The sequence below is a fragment of the Enterococcus hulanensis genome (assembly GCF_005405485.1).
Lineage (GTDB): Bacteria > Bacillota > Bacilli > Lactobacillales > Enterococcaceae > Enterococcus_A > Enterococcus_A hulanensis.
The window spans coordinates 17,372-35,203 of sequence record NZ_BJED01000031.1 but is presented as its reverse complement, the minus strand read 5'-3'; the positions used below and the strand labels follow the sequence as shown (position 1 = coordinate 35,203).

The following is a 17,832-nucleotide window of genomic DNA, read 5'->3' as shown; positions in this document are numbered from 1 at the left end:
GAACTCAAAGCGACTTTAGAGAAATTCACGCTGTTGAATCTATTTGAAAAAGATGGCGTAGGTTTATATAAGAAATTAAAACATGCAACAATTATCGAAGAAATCGAAAGTCCGATCTTTGATATAGAAGCTGATGAAGAAGCACCAGTATTGGATGCTCAACTAAGCAAAGAAGAAGCATTCCCGCAAGTAGAAGAACCTGCGGAGGAATTAAATGAGATTAATATACCAGAGGATCTAGTGATCACAGAAGAAAAGCCGGTACCGGGTATTCTGATCCAAACGATTGGATTACCAGAGGGGATTACTCCAAGTGAACTAACGGAAAGTCAGGCAATGATAATTATTAGTGCCTGTATGCCTGCTGGAGCTCGTTTAGAAGATATAAAGATCGAGAATAAGGCGAGTCCGGCAAAACTGGTTTTGACCGAGAGAATCATCGAAGAAGAGTCTCCTCCGGTGATTACCCAATCACCGCCAGAAAAAGTTAAAAGGAAACGAACGCGATTACTCGATCGTATCCGGAAACGAGAGTAAGCAGCTGTGTTTGTCTCATCGATAAATCCAACGTTGGTATGAGACAGATACTTACTGCACCGCTGTGGTAAGCAAACTGAATCAAATTTTTAGCCTGCTGGGTCCGCAGGCTATTTGTCGTGGACAGAACGCTGCGACTAATGAGTTTTCTTGGGATAAAAACTAGAGTTTATCCATTTCAAACAGCCTTTACTCGCTGATTCTTCCGATGTCTCGGATAAAGATGGCAAAAACTGTTATGTTTCATATTTCGCATTTGTTTCACAACGAGAATCGTAAAAAGAATTGATTTTTCGCGTTTTCATTTAAAGTTTCTGGGTTGTAATCTCTTTGTAATATTCTCTGAGCTGTGCAAAAGTCAAAACCCGAACAAAGAGTTTAGAAAAAGCTTAGTCTCGCGTTTTTTTTCCCTTTTTAAATTTTTTCTATGTTATAATGTTGAAATCAAGATAGGAGGGAAGCAAAATGGAAAATATTTCTTCTGATTTTGCCGTTAAAGTGTTGCAAGAAGATGCAGATCGGATCAAGCTGTTGATTCGCAATCAAACGAATAGTTTGTGTATCTCTCAATGCAAAGCTTTTGAGGAAGTCGTTGATACACAAATGTATGGCTTCTCACGTCAAGTATTCTTTGCTGAAAAGGTAGGTATCTTGAAGCGGGGAGAAGGACAGCAAATGCTTAGTGATTTGGAAGCTGAGCTGAATCGTTTATATACGGAATTGTACGAAACTCGTCAGGATATGACGGATGCCGGCTGGGAGGCTTAACCCTTGCCCACGAAGATAAAGAAACGTCATTTTTTAGATTATAGTATTTTGATTCCTTATTTGATTTTGACTGTGATAGGATTAATTTTTGTTTACAGTTCAACTTCTTATTTGTTGATCACAAATGATGCAAACCCAACAAGTCTGGTGATGAACCAAGGGATTTTTTGGGTTTTAAGTTTAATTGGGATCAGTTTGATGTACAAGATGAAAACAGATGTATTGAAAAGTCAGCAGCTGATTATTTTTGTAACATATGTGATTTTTATTCTATTGATTATTGTATTGTTTTTTGGTACTGAACGTAATGGTGCTAAAGGGTGGATCGATATCGCTGGTTTTACGATGCAGCCAGCAGAATATTTAAAAATCATGGTCGTTTGGTATTTGTCTTATATTTTGTCAAAAAGGCAGGAAACGATCCAAGATAATTTTGTTACTGATATGAAACGTCCTTTGCTGCTGGTTTTCGCAATGATCTTTTTAGTAGCGATCCAGCCTGATATGGGGAACGCGGCGATCATCACATTGTTGGCCCTAATTTTACTTTTAGCCAGCGGTGTCAACTGGGTCTATAGTTTGATCATTGGCGGCACTGGTATTTTGGGCAGTGCTCTGGTGATCGAAGTGTTGACCCGTTTTGGTAGCGCCATTTTCCCAGGGAAGCTGCAATACATCTTCAGCCGTTTTGAAAGCTTCAAAAATCCCTTTAAGTATGAATTGGATCAAGGGCACCAAATGGTCAATGGCTATTACGCGATGTTCAACGGCGGCTGGTTTGGCCGCGGCTTAGGGAATAGTATCGAAAAAAAAGGTTTTTTAAGTGAAGCTCATACGGACTTCATTTTTTCTATTGTGATAGAAGAAGTTGGTTTGATCGGCGCTTTGGTTATATTAGCAATTTTGATTTTCATGATCGCACGGATCTACTTGGTTGGGATTCGTTCGAAAAAGCCTTTCAATTCATTGATTTGTATCGGAATTGGAAGTTTGTTGTTATTACAGGTTTTTATTAATCTTGGTGGTATTTTAGGAATTATTCCATTGACTGGGATTACCTTCCCGTTTTTGAGTCAAGGGGGAAATAGCTTACTTGTATTGTCAGTGGGCGTGGCTTTTGCATTGAACATCAGTGCAGATGAAAAACGGACCAAACTAGCAATCGAGTATGAATACTTAAAAAGTCAGGAGTGAAGTGCATGAAAAAGGTATTGGTAGCAAATAGAGGAGAAATTGCAACGCGGGTGTTTCGCGCGTGTAGCGAATTAAACATTAAAACGGTAGCGATCTTCGCGGAGGAAGATCAGTATTCGGTCCACCGCTTCAAATCAGATGAGGCGTATTTAGTCGGCAAAGGGAAAAAACCGATCGATGCGTACTTAGATATTGAGGATATTATTCGAGTGGCCAAAGAAGCGAAGGTGGATGCGATCCATCCAGGCTACGGCTTCCTTTCAGAAAACTTGGAATTCGCGAAACGATGTCGTGAAGAAGGACTGATCTTTGTTGGTCCCGAGTTGCATCACTTAGATATTTTCGGCGATAAGATCAAAGCCAAAACAGCGGCATTAGAAGCAGGGATTCCGTCAATTCCTGGTTCAGATGGTCCGGTGGATACGATCGAAGGCGTCTTAGAATTTGCTGAATCACATGGTTATCCGATTATGATCAAAGCTGCTTTAGGCGGCGGCGGTCGCGGAATGCGGGTGGCTCATGATGAAAAAGAAGCCAGAGAAGGCTATGATCGTGCTAAAAGTGAAGCGAAAGCGGCCTTTGGTAATGATGAAATCTATGTCGAAAAATATGTTGCCAATCCTAAACATATCGAAGTCCAAATTTTAGGGGACACACATGGAAATGTATTGCATTTATTTGAACGTGATTGTTCGGTGCAACGCCGCCATCAAAAAGTGGTTGAAGTTGCCCCATGTATTTCTTTAAATGATGAACAACGGGAAAAAATCTGCCAAGCGGCAGTTCAATTAATGAAGCATGTCGGCTATGTCAATGCCGGTACAGTGGAATTTTTGGTCGAAGGCGATAATTTCTATTTCATCGAAGTCAATCCTCGTGTTCAAGTAGAGCATACCATCACTGAATTAATTACAGGTGTAGATATCGTTACTTCACAATTAATGATCGCTCAAGGAAAAGACCTGCACAAAGAAATCGGCTTGCCTGAGCAAGATGGCATTAAAATGTCTGGTGCTGCGATCCAATGTCGTGTGACGACTGAAGATCCGTTGAACGGGTTTATGCCTGATACAGGAAAAATCGATACGTACCGTTCACCAGGTGGTTTCGGTGTGCGTTTAGACGTAGGGAATGCTTATGCAGGCGCGACAGTTACACCATATTTCGACTCATTATTGGTAAAAGTGTGTACACATGCGTTGAATTTTGATCAAGCGATCGAAAAAATGCAGCGTTGTTTAATCGAGTTCCGTGTGCGGGGAGTTAAAACGAATATTCCCTTCATGCATAACGTGATCAGCCATCCTGTTTTCCAAAGCGGAGACGCGAAGACTACCTTCATTGATAACACGCCTGAATTGTTTGAATTCCCGCGTGTGCGTGACCGTGGAAACAAAACGATGCGTTACATTTCAGAGATTACGGTGAACGGCTTCCCGGGTATTGAAAAACAAGAGAAGCGTTATTTTGAAACACCTCGAACACCAAAAATCGAGAAAAGAGAAATCATTACTGCTAAGAATATTTTGGATAAAGAAGGCCCAGAAGCAGTAGCAAAATGGGTGAAGGACCAAGATTCTGTTCTATTAACTGACACGACCTTCCGTGATGCTCACCAAAGCTTATTGGCTACTCGGGTAAGAACGCATGATTTAGTGAATGTCGCTCAAGCAACTGGCGAAGGGATTCCCGAGCTGTTTTCCAGCGAGATGTGGGGCGGCGCGACATTTGACGTGGCGTATCGCTTCTTAACGGAAGATCCTTGGAAACGTCTGAAATTATTGCGTAAAGCCATGCCGAATACGCTATTGCAAATGCTGTTCCGCGGCTCAAACGCTGTTGGCTATTCCAACTATCCAGATAATGTGCTGGAAGAGTTCATCAAAGAAGCGGCTCATCATGGGATCGATGTTTTCCGAATCTTCGACAGCTTGAACTGGATTCCGCAAATGGAGAAAAGTATTCAATACGTTCGTGACGCAGGAAAGATTGCGGAAGCGGCGATTTGTTATACCGGCGATATCCTAGATGACAGCCGGACCAAATACAATGTGCAATACTATAAAGATATGGCGAAAGAATTGGAAGCCAGCGGTGCCCATGTGATCGCGATCAAGGATATGGCTGGCTTATTGAAACCGCAAGCGGCCTTCCGTTTGATCAGTGAACTGAAAGAAACGACTGACCTGCCGATTCATTTGCATACACATGACACTGCCGGAAACGGGATCATTACGTTATCTGCGGCTGTTAAAGCCGGCGTGGATATCGTTGACGTGGCAACCAGTGCAATGAGCGGAGCAACAAGTCAGCCAAGTATGAGCAGTTTGTATTACGCGCTGCAATACGGAGACCGTGCGCCTGATTTGAACTTGAAGAACGTTCGTCAATTGAACCATTATTGGGAAGAGGTTCGTCCGTACTACTCAAGCTTTGAAAATGGTATTATGGCGGCTCAAACCGAAGTCTATAATCATGAAATGCCGGGCGGACAGTATTCAAATCTGCAGCAGCAGGCCAAAGCGGTTGGTTTAGGCGAAAAATGGGATGAAATCAAAGTAATGTACCAAAAAGTCAACATGATGTTTGGTGATATCGTAAAAGTAACCCCATCATCTAAAGTTGTCGGAGATATGGCGCTGTTCATGGTACAAAATGATCTAACAGAACAAGATATCTACGATCGCGGCGATGAATTGAGTTATCCTGATTCTGTTATCAGCTTCTTCCAAGGCGAACTAGGCCAGCCAGTTGGCGGGTTCCCTGAGAAACTGCAGCAGATCATTTTACAAGGCCGTCCTGCCTTGCAGGAGCGCCCAGGTAAATTTGCTGAGCCGGTTAAATTCGAAAAGGTCAAAGCGGAATTACAGGAATTGATCGGTTTTGAACCGAGCAAGACGGATGTTTTAAGCTACTTGATGTATCCGCAGGTATTTTTAGACTATCAAAAATCTTACGAACAGTTTGCGGATGTTACCTTGTTAGACACACCTACTTTCTTTGCTGGTATGCGTCTAGGTGAAACCGTCAATGTTCAAATCGAAAAAGGCAAGACCTTGATTATTCGTTTGGACGAAATCGGTGAAGCTGATATCGAAGGAAACCGCACCTTGTTCTTCAACTTGAATGGCCAACGTCGCGAAATCCTCGTGAAGGATGCGTCAATCAAGAGTGCTGTTCAGGCGAAGCGCAAAGCTGAACCAACGAACCGCGAACAAATCGGTGCGACAATGAGCGGATCAGTCTTGAAAGTCTTAGTTGAAAAAGGCGATCATGTTGAAAAAGGTCAGCCGTTGCTGATCACAGAAGCAATGAAGATGGAGACTTCGATCGATGCCCGTTTTGCCGGAAAAGTTTCGCATCTGTATGTTGAAGAAGGCGAAAGTATCACTTCTGGCGACTTGCTGATTGAAGTTAAAGAAAAATAGTTTTGTTTATTAATATGATTTAGGAGCGTTTTGTGTGAAGAGAGTGATTGGTTTTCTTAGTATTCTATTCTTGGTTTTGATTGGCTACTATCTGCAGCCAGTCCTCTTTCCACCTACGCAGGGAAAAGCTCCCGTCACACCAACTAATCAGGTGGTGCGGCACAAGGCCTTAAAGCATCAGACGATCAAGGCTGAAGGGTATGCGAACTATATTTCACAGCCCATCGAAACGTTTGAGCAGGAATATGGCCGTCCAACGAAGATTGAGGACAGCGGCTTTTTCTTTCAAACCCGTGATTATGCTTTAGATAAAGGGATTTTGGAAGTGAATGTGGAGGCAGGCAAAGTCAGTACGATCAAGGTCATGGCGAAAAAAGCGGAGATCAAACCCTTTAAATTCGGGATGACCAGCAGTCAGCTGTCGGATCAAATCAACTTGTCTGCAGCTTTTGCCTTGAGCTACGACGAGGAACCTGTAGATATCGAACTAAGCGAAAATGATATGCGTTTTCGTCCTTTAGTCGCATTTGATAATGATACCTTTGCGATGCTTTTTTTCAACGGAGACAATGAAAAAATGATCGGCGCGGTTTATTTAGATATGGAAAATCTATTGCGTTTGATGCCGTATCAGATCAACAGCGGCAATCCCTTAGCTAATCGAGTGCAGGAAAGCAACCTTGATTGGAATGTCTTAAATCAGCAAAAGCAGGAACGAACGATTGGAGCGATCAACTTTTATCGCACTTTACGGAAGCTAGACGAACTGCCGACTGCTGATAATGCAATAAGTGACAGTAAAAAGCTGTTAAAAGGTTTTTTAACCGCACCGAAAAAAGTGCTGAATAATGACCGACTAGAAGAGTGGCAGACTGATCAAGGCGCACATCTAAGCAATCTGTCCTTTGAACTATCCTCCACCGAATTTAAAGATTTGGCTAAAAATGCCAAGATCAATTATAAAGACGGCTTTTTTTACTCACCGATGATCGATCCGCTGTTCAATCTTTTTGATTGGATCAGTCATGAGCATTTGAATGAGATCATTACGGCATCAGAGTCAGAGCTTGGCGTTGCAATTGATCAAGAAAGTGTGCTAGTCTTGTTACAGGAACCAGAAAAAACAAAGGATAGTGACTAGGTTGATTATTAATGATGCTTTCTTTCAGCTGGAGGATCAGAATCAGCGATTGATTCAGGAAATTTTAGCGAGTCAAAGCTATAAAAACTATCTGCAGGCAAGAAAACAGATGAATGATTGCCCAGAAGTCGCGAAGCTGAAAAAAATGTTTCAAGCTGAAAAAGATAAATTCGAACAAATCGCAGCCTATGGAGAGTATGCACCAGATTACCGCCAGCAGCAGCGAAAAGTTCGCGTGAGCAAACGGGCGCTTGATCTAAATGAAAAAGTTGCCGCCTTTCGCTTAGCTGAGACAGACTTCCAACGGTTGCTGGATGAAATCGGCATCTGTTTGGCACAAACCATCTCAGCAGAGATCAAAGTTGATGCAGGAAATCCTTTTTTTGAAACAGGGAATCAGAGTTGTAAGGGGAATTGTCATGGATAATACTGAGTTTGTAATGCAAAAAAGACGAGGGATAATTGTTTGGGTCTATTCCTTGAAGCAATTAAAAACCTTGAAACGATTTGGTTTGATTCATTTTGTTTCACGAAAAATGAAATATGTCGTTTTATATGTAAATGAAGAGGTCGTGGAAGAAACCGAAGAAAAGCTGCAGGGCTTACATTTTGTGCGTCAAGTAGAGCGTTCTTACCGACCAGATATCGAAATGAATTTTGCGGATCGAATCGGAACGAAGGCCGCTTATCAAGTAAAAGATGACGATGAGTTGGATGTCGTAGAAGCCAATACAAAGATTCGATTAGCTGAAACAGTCTAAGTAAGGTGAAAAATGTCTGATTTGTTCAAACATTTTTCATCTTTTTATTTGATAATAAAGAGGTCAAATTAGGTGGTCTATTTTTTTGTGCAATTTGAGCATTAAAAACCTTCACAAAAAGACCAGTTGGTTGACGAGAAACGAGAGGGGCATGTAAGTCATGCGAGTGGTTGCAGGTGAATTTGGCGGTCGTAAATTAAAAACCTTAACAGGAAATAATACGCGGCCCACGACGGATAAAGTAAAAGGTGCTATTTTTAATATGATCGGTCCGTATTTCGACGGAGGCATCGCACTGGATTTATTCTCCGGCAGCGGCTCATTAGGCATCGAAGCGGTCTCTCGCGGGATGGATCAAGCGGTCTTAGTAGAAAAGAACTTCCGTGCCATGGAGATCATTCGTGAAAATGTCGCTATGACCAAAGATGAAGCGGCCTTTCAATTAATGAAGATGCCGGCAAATCAGGCGATCCAGAAGCTGATCGAAAGCAAAACGCAATTTGATTTAGTCTTATTAGATCCGCCTTATGCAAAACAGGAGATCGTAAAGCAGATCGAGCTGCTGCTGGAAAATGATTTGCTGACAGAAAATGCGATCGTAGTTTGCGAAACGGATAAAGAAGTCGTGCTGCCAGAAACCATCGGCAGCTTGAAAGAACGCAAGCGTCATGATTACGGCATCACCGCTGTAACGATTTATGATTAGGCTCTCTGGCTGCTTTATAGAGATGATGACCTTTAAGGAGGATTAAGATGAAACGAATCGCGCTTTTTCCCGGCAGTTTTGATCCATTGACGATGGGGCATTTAGATACGATCGAACGGGGAGCGAAATTGTTTGATGAGCTGATCATCGGCGTTTTCGTCAATACAACAAAAAAAAGCTTCTTTACCCCAGAAGAAAAACTAGCTATCGTAAAGGAATCGGTCCAGCATATCACCAATGTACGAGTGATGACTCAAAAAAATGAGTTGACAGTCAATGTTGCAGAAGAGCTTGGAGCGAAGTTTTTATTACGAGGTATCCGCAGTATCAAGGATTATGAATATGAAAAAGAAATTGCCCTGATGAACCAGCATTTGGATCATGAGTTGGAGACCGTCTTTTTATTAGCACAGCCGAAATACAGCCATATCAGCTCTTCGATTTTGAAGGAAGTTTGGACGTTTAACGGCGACATCAAAGAATATCTGCCCGAACCAGTCTATCGGGCGTTGGAAGAGAAGCGTGAGAATAGTGAAAAACAATAAACTTGTCAAACGATTATTACTTATATTTTTAGCTCTGGCAGTGGTGGCCTGTGTGATTGTTCCGATCCCTTATTACATCGAAGAACCGGGGGAGACGATCAATTTGAAAAAGCTGATCACCGTTAACGATAAAAAAGATGAAAACAAGGGCTCATTCAGTTTAACATCTGTAGGAATCAGGCGGGCGACGGTATTTACCGCGGCAAGAGCCAAGTTCACCCCTTTCCGTGAAATTATTTCGGTGAATGAATTAACTGGCGGTGCCAGCGATGATGAATACATGCAGATCCAAAAGTTCAACATGGAAACCTCCCAAAATTTTGCCATCGAGCAGGCGTTAAAACTAGCCAATAAACCCTATAAAATGCAATATAAAGGCGTTTATGTTCTAGGTGTGGAGAAGAATTCTAACTTTTCCGGAAAAATCAGCGTCGGCGATACGGTAACGAAAGCGGATGGAAAGACCTTTACCAGCAGTGAAGATTTCATGAAATACGTGAAATCCCAAAAAGTTGGTCAGAAGATGAAGGTCACCTATGTTCACGATGGTAAAACCAAAGAAGCAACTGAAAAACTAATCAAACTGCCAACCGATAAAAAACCGGGAATCGGCATCTCACTGACGGATCATACCGAGATCGATTCGCAGGACAAGGTCAAAATTGATGCAGGCGATATCGGCGGACCATCGGCAGGCTTGATGTTTACTTTAGAAATTTACGAACAGCTAGTCGATAAAGACTTGCGCCATGGCGAAAAAATCGCTGGTACCGGAACGATCAATTCGGATGGTGAAGTCGGAAGAATCGGCGGAATCGATAAGAAAGTAGCCAGTGCAGCCGCAGCTAATAACAAGGTTTTCTTCGCACCGGATGATGAGATCACTAAGGAAATGAAAAAAGCACAACCAGGGATCAAATCAAACTATGAAGAAGCCAAAGTAGCCGCTAAGAAGCTGGATACAGATATGAAAATCGTGCCAGTTAAGACAGTCAAGGATGCGTTGGATTACTTGGAAACGATGAAATAAATGATTAAGAGTGTTAGACAAAAATGTCTAGCGCTCTTTTTTTTCGCAATAAGACAGCGATCGCAAAAATTTGCGTACCTTATTGAAAAGGAGGTCGTTATGAAAGAGTATGTAAAAAAATATCCTTATTTGCTGGCGATACCGATCGTCTTAGCCGTAGTTGTATTCTTCTATTTGACTAAAGAACCTGAAAGCCCAGCGGCAGATCCAGCGCTTTTCTCGACGGAGAGCAGTATAGCGGCAACGACGGAATCCAAAAACCAAGAGTGGTTTGTTGATGTAAAGGGCGCGGTCAAAAAAACTGGGATGTATCGGATCACCCAAGGAATGCGCCTGATGGACGCGATCGATCTGGCTGGGGGCTTCACAGCAGAAGCCGATCAAAATCAGGTCAATTTTTCAAAATTATTGACCGATCAGGAAATTATCTATGTACCAAAAGTCGGCGAAGAAATCCCAACGATCACTGAAACTCCTCAGCAGGGCACGAGTACGGCGGCTTCCGGTACGACTCAAAAAATCAATATCAACACAGCGGACGCGACAGAATTGCAGCAATTATCAGGGATCGGTGAAAAGAAGGCGGCAGACATTATCAAATACCGTGAAGAAAATGGCAGTTTTCAGGCGGTAGAGGATTTGACGAAAGTATCTGGCATTGGCGAAAAGACGCTTGAAAATTTGAAGGACTCGATTACAATATAAGAAAGATCGAAAGTGAGGACGAACAATTTGACGACAGAAAGAATACCTTGGGACCAATATTTCATGGCGCAAGCCGTTTTACTATCATTAAGAAGCACCTGCACTCGTTTAGAAGTGGGCGCGACGATCGTGAGAGATAAGCGAATCATCGCAGGCGGCTATAATGGTTCCGTCAGCGGCGATGTCCATTGTATGGATGAAGGCTGCTATGTAGTCGACGGACATTGTCTGCGGACGATCCATGCGGAGATGAACGCGTTGCTGCAATGTGCCAAGCTAGGCATCGCTACTGATCAAGCGGAAGTGTATGTTACCCATTTCCCTTGCTTGCAATGTACCAAAGCACTGCTGCAAGCCGGCATCAAAAAAATCCATTACCTGAAAGATTATCGCAATGATCCTTATGCCATCGAGCTGATCGATCAAGTGGGTGCCAGTGCCCATCAAGTCCATTTGGAAAGCAAATACTTTACGAAACTGCAGTTAGGAGAAGATGCTGCCACATTCCTAGAAGGATAGCCGCGGTTCGAAATTATCTGATATTACCGATCCTGATCGCGATTTTATGCGGGAGTCTGATTTATCAATTCAATTTTTGGCTGCTGCTAGTATTAACTATTATTGTGATGCGTATTTGCTGCATGAAAAGCCGCAAGCTGTTATTGCTGGCTTTTTTGTGCAGTCTTTTTGTTGGTTTACGAACTTTTTATTATGTAAACCAGATTAACAAAGCGCCTGAGACAATAACGAATCAACACTTAAAGCTGCAAACAGATTCGATTAAGGTTGATGGAAATCTTTTAAAGCTGATTGGGAAAATCAATGGGAAAAAGTATTTAGTTTATTATTCATTGAAATCGCCAGAAGAAAAAGAGTTTTGGAACGGAGAAAGACCGCCCAATAGCGCGGTGGTGAGCGGTGAAACGGAAGAATTTGATCCGGCTAGAAATCTAAACGGATTCGATGCTAAGAAATATTATCAAAGCTTGGGTATTAGCCGAAGCCTTCAAGTGAAGTCATTCAAGCTGCTGCGGCGAAGCAGATTTGGTCTGAGTGATCTGCGCCAAGGTTTGATTCGGATGATTGACCAGCATTATTCTAAGCGTCTTGCCAGCTACATCAAGGCTTTAGTGATCGGTTATAAGGATGCGGAGTTTGCGGAATACTCGGAAGCGTATAAAACAACCGGCCTGCTGCATTTATTTACCTTATCTGGTTTGCATATTCAGTTTTATTTAGGCGGCATTCATTTACTGTTGAAGCGGGCAGGCTTGACTAGAGAAATTCGGTTGGGCCTGTTGAGTCTAATCGGCTTGCTGTTGATTTGTTTGACCGGTGGCGGGTTTAGTACGATTCGGGCAGTTTTGAGCTTTCTAATCGCTTTTGCCTGCTTGACTTTTGAGGTGCTGCTCTCCAAGCTGGATCAGTGGAGTCTGATGCTGTTTCTGCTAGTTTTAGTTTTTCCACTAGTGCTATGGTCAGTCGGCGCACAATTGAGCTTGTATTTCGCTTTACTGTTGGTGTATTTGAATGATCTAAGACTCCAGGCGTGGCAGCAGACATTGCTATTTTCTATTTTATCGCTGCCTGTCTTGATCTTCAGCTTCAGCGAATGGACGATCATCGGCGGATTATTGACCTTATTATTATTTCCGCTTTTTGAATGGCTGATTCTTCCAGGGTGCTTAATCTTATTTTTCGGCTGCTTTTTGCCACTTCCTCAACTGATCGCCAGCTTGATGGAGCAGCTATTTTTACTGCTGGAAAAACTGTTAGCATTCGCGGCTATTCCCAACTTAACCACAGGCAGACCAGCCTTCTTAATCTTTTTACTTCTTATTCTATTCGTTCTATTAATTATTGACCGTCTGAAATATCAGCGAACATTTTATCTTCTATTGGGAGTAGTCTGCTTATTGGTGGCTTCGATCGCTTTTTCAGCCAACGGCATGGTGGCATTTGTTGATGTGGGACAAGGGGACAGTATTTTTATCAAACTGCCCTTCATGCAGGAAACCTTTTTGATTGATACCGGCGGCCGGCTGAATTTCAAGCAAAAACCATGGCAAGCCCGGCAGCCAAAGCAGCTTTCGGATTATAATTTGATCCCTTTCCTAAAATCACTAGGATGCAGTGAAATCGATCATTTACTCGTAACCCACAACGACGCGGATCATATGGGCGAATTAAACAATGTCATGAGCAAAATAAAAGTAAGCAACCTGTATTTAGCCGATGGTTCGCAAATGGAGTTGAAAAAGCTGTTGATGGGAGTCAAAGGAACAGAGATTCATCTGGTAAAGCAGGGAGATACGATCGGCAAGCACTTAAAAGTACAAATTCTTTCACCAAAGAAAAGCGAAGGCGAAAATGATGATTCGTTAGTCGCGTTTTTCCAAATAAATCAGCAGCGCTTTTTAATGACGGGCGACTTGGAAACGACGGGGGAAGAAAAGCTGCTGAACAATTATCCGCAATTGAAAACAGATTTTCTAAAGGTCGGCCATCACGGCAGCAACACCTCCGCCGGTGAAGAGTTCTTGAAAAAAATCAAGCCGAAATATGGTATCATTTCGGTAGGCAAAAAGAACCGTTACGGTCACCCCACAGCAGAGACGCTGGAAAAACTAAACAAGTATCAGGTGAAGGTTTTTCGGACGGATCAGCAGGGGATGGTCTACTATCAATGGTCCGCGCTAACCAAACGCGGAAAAATCAAAGTCCTGATAGATTTTATCGAATAATCATGGTAGCATGGATAGTCGGGTTCTTAGATTCAACCCATCCAAAATTTTACAGCAAACTTTTTTTAAATAGATAAGGAGTAATCGCATGAATACACAGGAAGCCCTTCAGCAGATCAGAAACGCACCGCTAAAGCCGGTCTATCTGGTTACGGGAACAGAAGATTATCTAATCCAGGAAGTGCGGCAAGCTTTTATTGATCGGATGAAGATCGATGACTTGGAAGAACTGAACTTTATGTCCTTTGACATGGAGGAAAGCGGCCTCGGAGCAGTCATTGATGAAGCAGAAACATTGCCTTTTTTCGGCGATTACCGCTTAATCTTTGTCGAAAAGCCCTACTTTTTGACGGGCGAGAAGAAAAATAATGTACCTGATCAGGATGTTGACGGTTTGGTAGATTATTTGAAACAGCCGCAGGAGACATCGATCGTGGTTTTTTGGGCGACGTATCCTAAGCTTGATGCGCGAAAGAAAATCACGAAGACATTAAAGAAAACGACGATCATTGATGCTGCGCCATTACAGGAACGAGATTTGCGCAGCTTCTTGCAGCGTTATATTGCTAATGCAAATGTGAAAATCTCCAAGGAAGCCTTTGACCTCTTTTTGCGCTTGACTGATTTTGATCTCTCAAAGGCAATGAACGAAATAGAGAAATTATTATTGTTAGCGGGCGAAGGTGGAACTATCACCCTCCAGCTGGTCGAAGACTTAGTGCCTAAAACACTGGAGCATAATATTTTTGAGCTAACAGAACGGATTCTAAAGGGTGACACTGAAAAAGCCTACCAAACCTATGAGGAGCTGCATTTACAAGGAGAAGAAACGATCAAACTGACAGCGATTTTGATCGGACAAATCCGTTTATTGCTGCAAACGAAACTCTTGCAAAAAAGCGGTTATCAGCAGGCCAATATTGCTGAGACGTTAGGTGTCCATCCTTACCGTGTGAAACTAGCGATGCAGCAGGTGGCGAAATTCCCCTTAGAATTATTGGTTTCCATGTATGACGAGCTGGTGGAAAATGATTACGAAGTAAAAACCGGACAAGCCGAAAAGGAATTGAACTTTCAATTGTTCATTTTGAAGACAACCGAAAAAATAAAAAAATAAAAAGAAATAGGATTTTATTCGCAATGAAAGAACCGGCAGGCAAATTATTTTGTTCTGCTGGTTCTTTTTTATTTATCTTTTAATGATGATCTAGGCTTTTTCTTGCAGATGGTTCAACTATTCGAATAGGGATAGGCTAGAAAAATAAAAAAACACTGATAACCAGTCGATTATCAAAAAATTAGAAGAAAATTCTCTCAGCAATGTTTAATAATTCATATTTTTAAGGTATGATAATACAAAGGTGTCAAATACCTAAAACGTTGTCGTAGAAAGGGTTCATTGAGAATTAATCTCAATTAAGAACACCGATTTTCAAGAGCTAATAATGTAATCAAATTTTTATTTTTCCTCACGATAATAGTCAGCTTTTGCTGGCTTTATATATGCACCACAAATGTATAAACCTATAAAAGAAAGGATGAAAGAAATGACATTAGCAAAAATCGTTTATGCAACTAACACAGGAAACACAGAAGGGATCTCTGAAATTCTGGAGGATGCTTTTGAAGAAATCGGCGTTGACGTAGAACGCGTCGAAGCCGACGATGCAGAATCAGATTTCTATGAAGATGCAGATATTTGTGTCCTAGCTACTTATACTGATGGAGATGGTGAACTGCCGTTTGATTTGGAAGACTTCCATGAAGAATTGCCAGATGTTGACCTATCAGGAAAAATCTATGGCGTAGTAGGAAGCGGAGACAGCGAATTATATCCAGATTATTTCTGTCAAGCTGCCATTGCATTTGATGAAGCCTTCGCCAAAACAGGGGCTAAAAAAGCAGCAGAAACAGTGAAGATCGAAAACGAAGCTGATGATGAAGATGAAGAAGTCTTAAAAGCATTTGTGAAGGCTTTGGTAGAAGCAGCTCAATAGTGTCGCATTGAAAGAATGGAGTGAGAATTTGTTTAAAGTATTAGAACGCAAGGAACTGGCGCCGACTGAATATGAGATTTTAGTTGAAGCACCACGAATTGCCAAAAAAGCACAGCCGGGGCAGTTTGTGATCTTGCGAATCGACGAACAGGGTGAGCGGATTCCCCTCACTGTCGTGGATACGGACAAAGAAGCGGGTTGGGTACGCTTAATCTTTCAAGTGATCGGCAAATCGACTGCCCAGCTCGCAACGGTTATGGCTGGTGAAGCCTTGACAGATATTGTTGGACCACTCGGCAAAGCAACCGATATCGAAAATTATGGTACCGTGCTCTTGGTTGGCGGAGGCGTTGGGATCGCTGCCTTATTCCCAATCGTCAAAGGCTTAAAGGAAGCCGGCAACCATGTGATTACAGTTCTGGGGGCAAAAAATAAAGATTTATTGATCCTGCAGGAAGAATGCGCACAGTATTCGGATGAATTGATTTTGATGACAGATGACGGCTCCGTTGGGCAAAAAGGTTTGGTTACTCAAGCGATGGAAGATGTCTTTAAGCGTGAAAAAATTTCGATGGCGTGGGCGATCGGACCGAGTATCATGATGAAGTTTTGTACAATTACAGCGCAAAAGTACGATGTGCCAATCTATGTCTCCTTAAATCCGATCATGATCGATGGGACCGGCATGTGCGGCGGCTGTCGTGTGACAGTGGCGGATTCTATTAAATTTGCTTGCGTTGACGGACCAGAATTTTTAGGCGAAGAAGTCGATTGGGATGAATTTGTCAATCGGATGCAGCAATATCGTCCAGAAGAATTACTGGCCAACGAAAGATATGAAAAGCAGGTGAGTTCAAATGGCTAAACGCAGCTACACAAAGACACCCATGCAGGAACAAGCGCCTGAAGTCCGAAATCAGAATTTTGATGAGGTCGCTTTAGGGTACACGCTGGAAGAAGGACAACTAGAAGCAAGCCGCTGTCTGCAATGTAAAAATGCGCCTTGTATTTCAAATTGTCCCGTAATGATCGACATCCCAGGCTTTATCAAAGCGATCGAAGAAGGCAACATGCCTTTAGCTTATGAAGTATTAAGCCGTTATACCAATCTGCCGGCAATTTGCGGCCGGGTCTGCCCACAGGAAAAACAATGTGAGATGGTGTGCCGTCTAGGACGTTCGAAGAAATTTGAACCTGTGGCGATCGGAAAATTGGAGCGTCTTGTGGCAGACTGGGCTTTAGAACAGCCAGTTGAATACAAAGAGGTTACTGGTGATAAAGGTCGGGTAGCAGTAATTGGTTCAGGCCCTTCAGGACTTACCACTGCGGGAGATCTAGCTAAACTGGGATACGATGTAACGGTCTATGAAGCATTACATTCACCAGGCGGAGTATTGACTTACGGGATTCCTGAATTCCGTTTGCCAAAACGCATCGTGAAAAAGGAAATCGAACGCATCGTCGCTCAAGGCGTGAAGATCGAAACAAATGTCGTCATAGGTAAAACGATTACGATGGATGAGATCATCACCGATTTTGATGCCTGCTATCTATCAGTAGGAGCAGGTGCACCGAGATTCCAAGGAATCAAAGGCACATCATTGAACGGTGTTTATTCATCGAGTGAATATTTGACAAGGGTCAACTTGATGCACGGCTATCAATTCCCGCAATATGACACACCAGTTCAAAAATCGAAAAATGTCGTGGTCATCGGCGGCGGAAACGTGGCGATGGATGCGGCGCGTTCTGCTAAACGTTTAGGCGCTGACAAGGTGTCGATCGTTTACCGTCGTTCATTAGAAGAACTGCCTGCTCGTGAAGAAGAATATCATCATTCAGTAGAAGAAGGGATCGAATACCATTGGTTGACCAATCCTGTTGAGTACATTGATGATGGAGCAGGCCGCTTAAAAGCAGTCAAATGTGTGCAGATGGAATTAGGCGAGCCGGATGAATCTGGACGTCGTCGTCCAATCGTGATTCCGGGCAGTGAGTTTATCATCGAGGCAGACACAGCCATTGAAGCAATCGGGCAAGGTGCCAATAAAGTCTTATTGGATACTTTCCCAGAATTAGCACTAAATAAATGGGGCTATATTGATGCAGATGAAGAAACCTGTGCGACTTCGATTCCTGGCGTTTTCGCTGGCGGAGACATCGTAACAGGTGCGGCAACAGTCATCTTAGCAATGGGTGCCGGAAAAATCGCAGCAAATGAAATTGATCAATATATTCAAAAGACAAGACAGGAGCAATTGGTTTAAGCGAGGTGC

General features: G+C 42.7%; 17 protein-coding genes. All 17 read left to right on the top strand.

The annotated features are described in order from the left end of the window. The coding region (locus tag FFR60_RS21800) for a DUF2922 domain-containing protein (RefSeq protein WP_171005008.1) at positions 1–537 on the top strand (537 nt) is incomplete at its 5' end. A 465-nt stretch (positions 538–1,002) separates the two neighbouring features. Then, the gene (locus tag FFR60_RS21795) at positions 1,003–1,305 is read left to right on the top strand and encodes an Fpa/YlaN family protein (protein ID WP_088932647.1); all 303 of its coding nucleotides are present in this window, start codon (positions 1,003–1,005) and stop codon (positions 1,303–1,305) included. Between the two features lie 3 nt (positions 1,306–1,308). Beyond that, positions 1,309–2,499 (top strand): FtsW/RodA/SpoVE family cell cycle protein, encoded by a 1,191-nt coding sequence (locus FFR60_RS21790; protein WP_137665794.1) that lies wholly within the window; start codon positions 1,309–1,311, stop codon positions 2,497–2,499. 5 nt (positions 2,500–2,504) lie between these two features. Next, the gene (locus FFR60_RS21785; RefSeq protein ID WP_137665793.1) at positions 2,505–5,927 is read left to right on the top strand and encodes a pyruvate carboxylase; all 3,423 of its coding nucleotides are present in this window, start codon (positions 2,505–2,507) and stop codon (positions 5,925–5,927) included. A 34-nt stretch (positions 5,928–5,961) separates the two neighbouring features. Continuing rightward, on the top strand, positions 5,962–7,068 hold the full coding sequence (locus tag FFR60_RS21780) for a CAP-associated domain-containing protein (RefSeq protein WP_137665792.1): 1,107 nt from the start codon (positions 5,962–5,964) through the stop codon (positions 7,066–7,068). A 1-nt stretch (position 7,069) separates the two neighbouring features. Further along, on the top strand, positions 7,070–7,495 hold the full coding sequence (locus FFR60_RS21775; protein WP_137665791.1) for a YlbF/YmcA family competence regulator: 426 nt from the start codon (positions 7,070–7,072) through the stop codon (positions 7,493–7,495). Next, positions 7,482–7,829: a YlbG family protein gene (locus tag FFR60_RS21770; protein ID WP_171005009.1), complete on the top strand. Its 348-nt coding sequence runs from the start codon at positions 7,482–7,484 to the stop codon at positions 7,827–7,829. The genes FFR60_RS21775 and FFR60_RS21770 overlap by 14 nt, the downstream gene beginning before the upstream one ends. Before the next feature lie 160 nt (positions 7,830–7,989). Further along, on the top strand, positions 7,990–8,535 hold the full coding sequence (rsmD, locus tag FFR60_RS21765; RefSeq protein WP_137665790.1) for a 16S rRNA (guanine(966)-N(2))-methyltransferase RsmD: 546 nt from the start codon (positions 7,990–7,992) through the stop codon (positions 8,533–8,535). Positions 8,536–8,582: 47 nt separating this feature from the next. Further along, complete coding sequence (gene coaD / locus FFR60_RS21760) at positions 8,583–9,080, top strand: pantetheine-phosphate adenylyltransferase (RefSeq protein WP_137665789.1); 498 nt, start codon at positions 8,583–8,585, stop codon at positions 9,078–9,080. Continuing rightward, positions 9,067–10,110, top strand: a complete 1,044-nt coding sequence (locus FFR60_RS21755) for a SepM family pheromone-processing serine protease (RefSeq protein ID WP_171005007.1) — start codon at positions 9,067–9,069, stop codon at positions 10,108–10,110. Before coaD ends, FFR60_RS21755 begins: the two co-directional genes overlap by 14 nt. A gap of 99 nt (positions 10,111–10,209) precedes the next feature. Then, the gene (locus FFR60_RS21750) at positions 10,210–10,815 is read left to right on the top strand and encodes a helix-hairpin-helix domain-containing protein (RefSeq protein WP_137665787.1); all 606 of its coding nucleotides are present in this window, start codon (positions 10,210–10,212) and stop codon (positions 10,813–10,815) included. A gap of 27 nt (positions 10,816–10,842) precedes the next feature. Beyond that, on the top strand, positions 10,843–11,334 hold the full coding sequence (locus FFR60_RS21745) for a ComE operon protein 2 (RefSeq protein WP_137665786.1): 492 nt from the start codon (positions 10,843–10,845) through the stop codon (positions 11,332–11,334). 122 nt (positions 11,335–11,456) lie between these two features. After that, entirely contained in the window at positions 11,457–13,559 is a 2,103-nt protein-coding gene (locus FFR60_RS21740; RefSeq protein ID WP_249355065.1) for a DNA internalization-related competence protein ComEC/Rec2, read from the top strand. 88 nt (positions 13,560–13,647) lie between these two features. Then, entirely contained in the window at positions 13,648–14,676 is a 1,029-nt protein-coding gene (gene holA / locus FFR60_RS21735) for a DNA polymerase III subunit delta (RefSeq protein ID WP_137665785.1), read from the top strand. Positions 14,677–15,106: 430 nt separating this feature from the next. Further along, a complete protein-coding gene (locus tag FFR60_RS21730) occupies positions 15,107–15,556 on the top strand; it encodes a flavodoxin (protein WP_088932634.1) in 450 nt (149 codons plus the stop codon). A gap of 28 nt (positions 15,557–15,584) precedes the next feature. Continuing rightward, positions 15,585–16,421 (top strand): sulfide/dihydroorotate dehydrogenase-like FAD/NAD-binding protein, encoded by an 837-nt coding sequence (locus FFR60_RS21725; RefSeq protein WP_242550630.1) that lies wholly within the window; start codon positions 15,585–15,587, stop codon positions 16,419–16,421. Continuing rightward, positions 16,414–17,823 carry an NADPH-dependent glutamate synthase gene (gene gltA / locus FFR60_RS21720; protein WP_137665784.1) on the top strand — a complete coding sequence of 470 codons (1,410 nt, stop codon included), beginning with the start codon at positions 16,414–16,416 and terminating at the stop codon, positions 17,821–17,823. Before FFR60_RS21725 ends, gltA begins: the two co-directional genes overlap by 8 nt. The last annotated feature ends 9 nt before the right edge of the window (positions 17,824–17,832 follow it).

Bases quoted from the DNA above. Each gene is read 5' to 3' on its own strand.
- FFR60_RS21740 (WP_249355065.1), top strand. From the start codon at position 11,457: ATGAAAAGCCGCAAGCTGTTATTGCTGGCTTTTTTGTGCAGTCTTTTT.
- coaD (WP_137665789.1), top strand. From the start codon at position 8,583: ATGAAACGAATCGCGCTTTTTCCCGGCAGTTTTGATCCATTGACGATG.
- FFR60_RS21795 (WP_088932647.1), top strand. From the start codon at position 1,003: ATGGAAAATATTTCTTCTGATTTTGCCGTTAAAGTGTTGCAAGAAGAT.
- gltA (WP_137665784.1), top strand. From the start codon at position 16,414: ATGGCTAAACGCAGCTACACAAAGACACCCATGCAGGAACAAGCGCCT.
- FFR60_RS21730 (WP_088932634.1), top strand. From the start codon at position 15,107: ATGACATTAGCAAAAATCGTTTATGCAACTAACACAGGAAACACAGAA.
- rsmD (WP_137665790.1), top strand. From the start codon at position 7,990: ATGCGAGTGGTTGCAGGTGAATTTGGCGGTCGTAAATTAAAAACCTTA.
- FFR60_RS21785 (WP_137665793.1), top strand. From the start codon at position 2,505: ATGAAAAAGGTATTGGTAGCAAATAGAGGAGAAATTGCAACGCGGGTG.
- FFR60_RS21750 (WP_137665787.1), top strand. From the start codon at position 10,210: ATGAAAGAGTATGTAAAAAAATATCCTTATTTGCTGGCGATACCGATC.
- holA (WP_137665785.1), top strand. From the start codon at position 13,648: ATGAATACACAGGAAGCCCTTCAGCAGATCAGAAACGCACCGCTAAAG.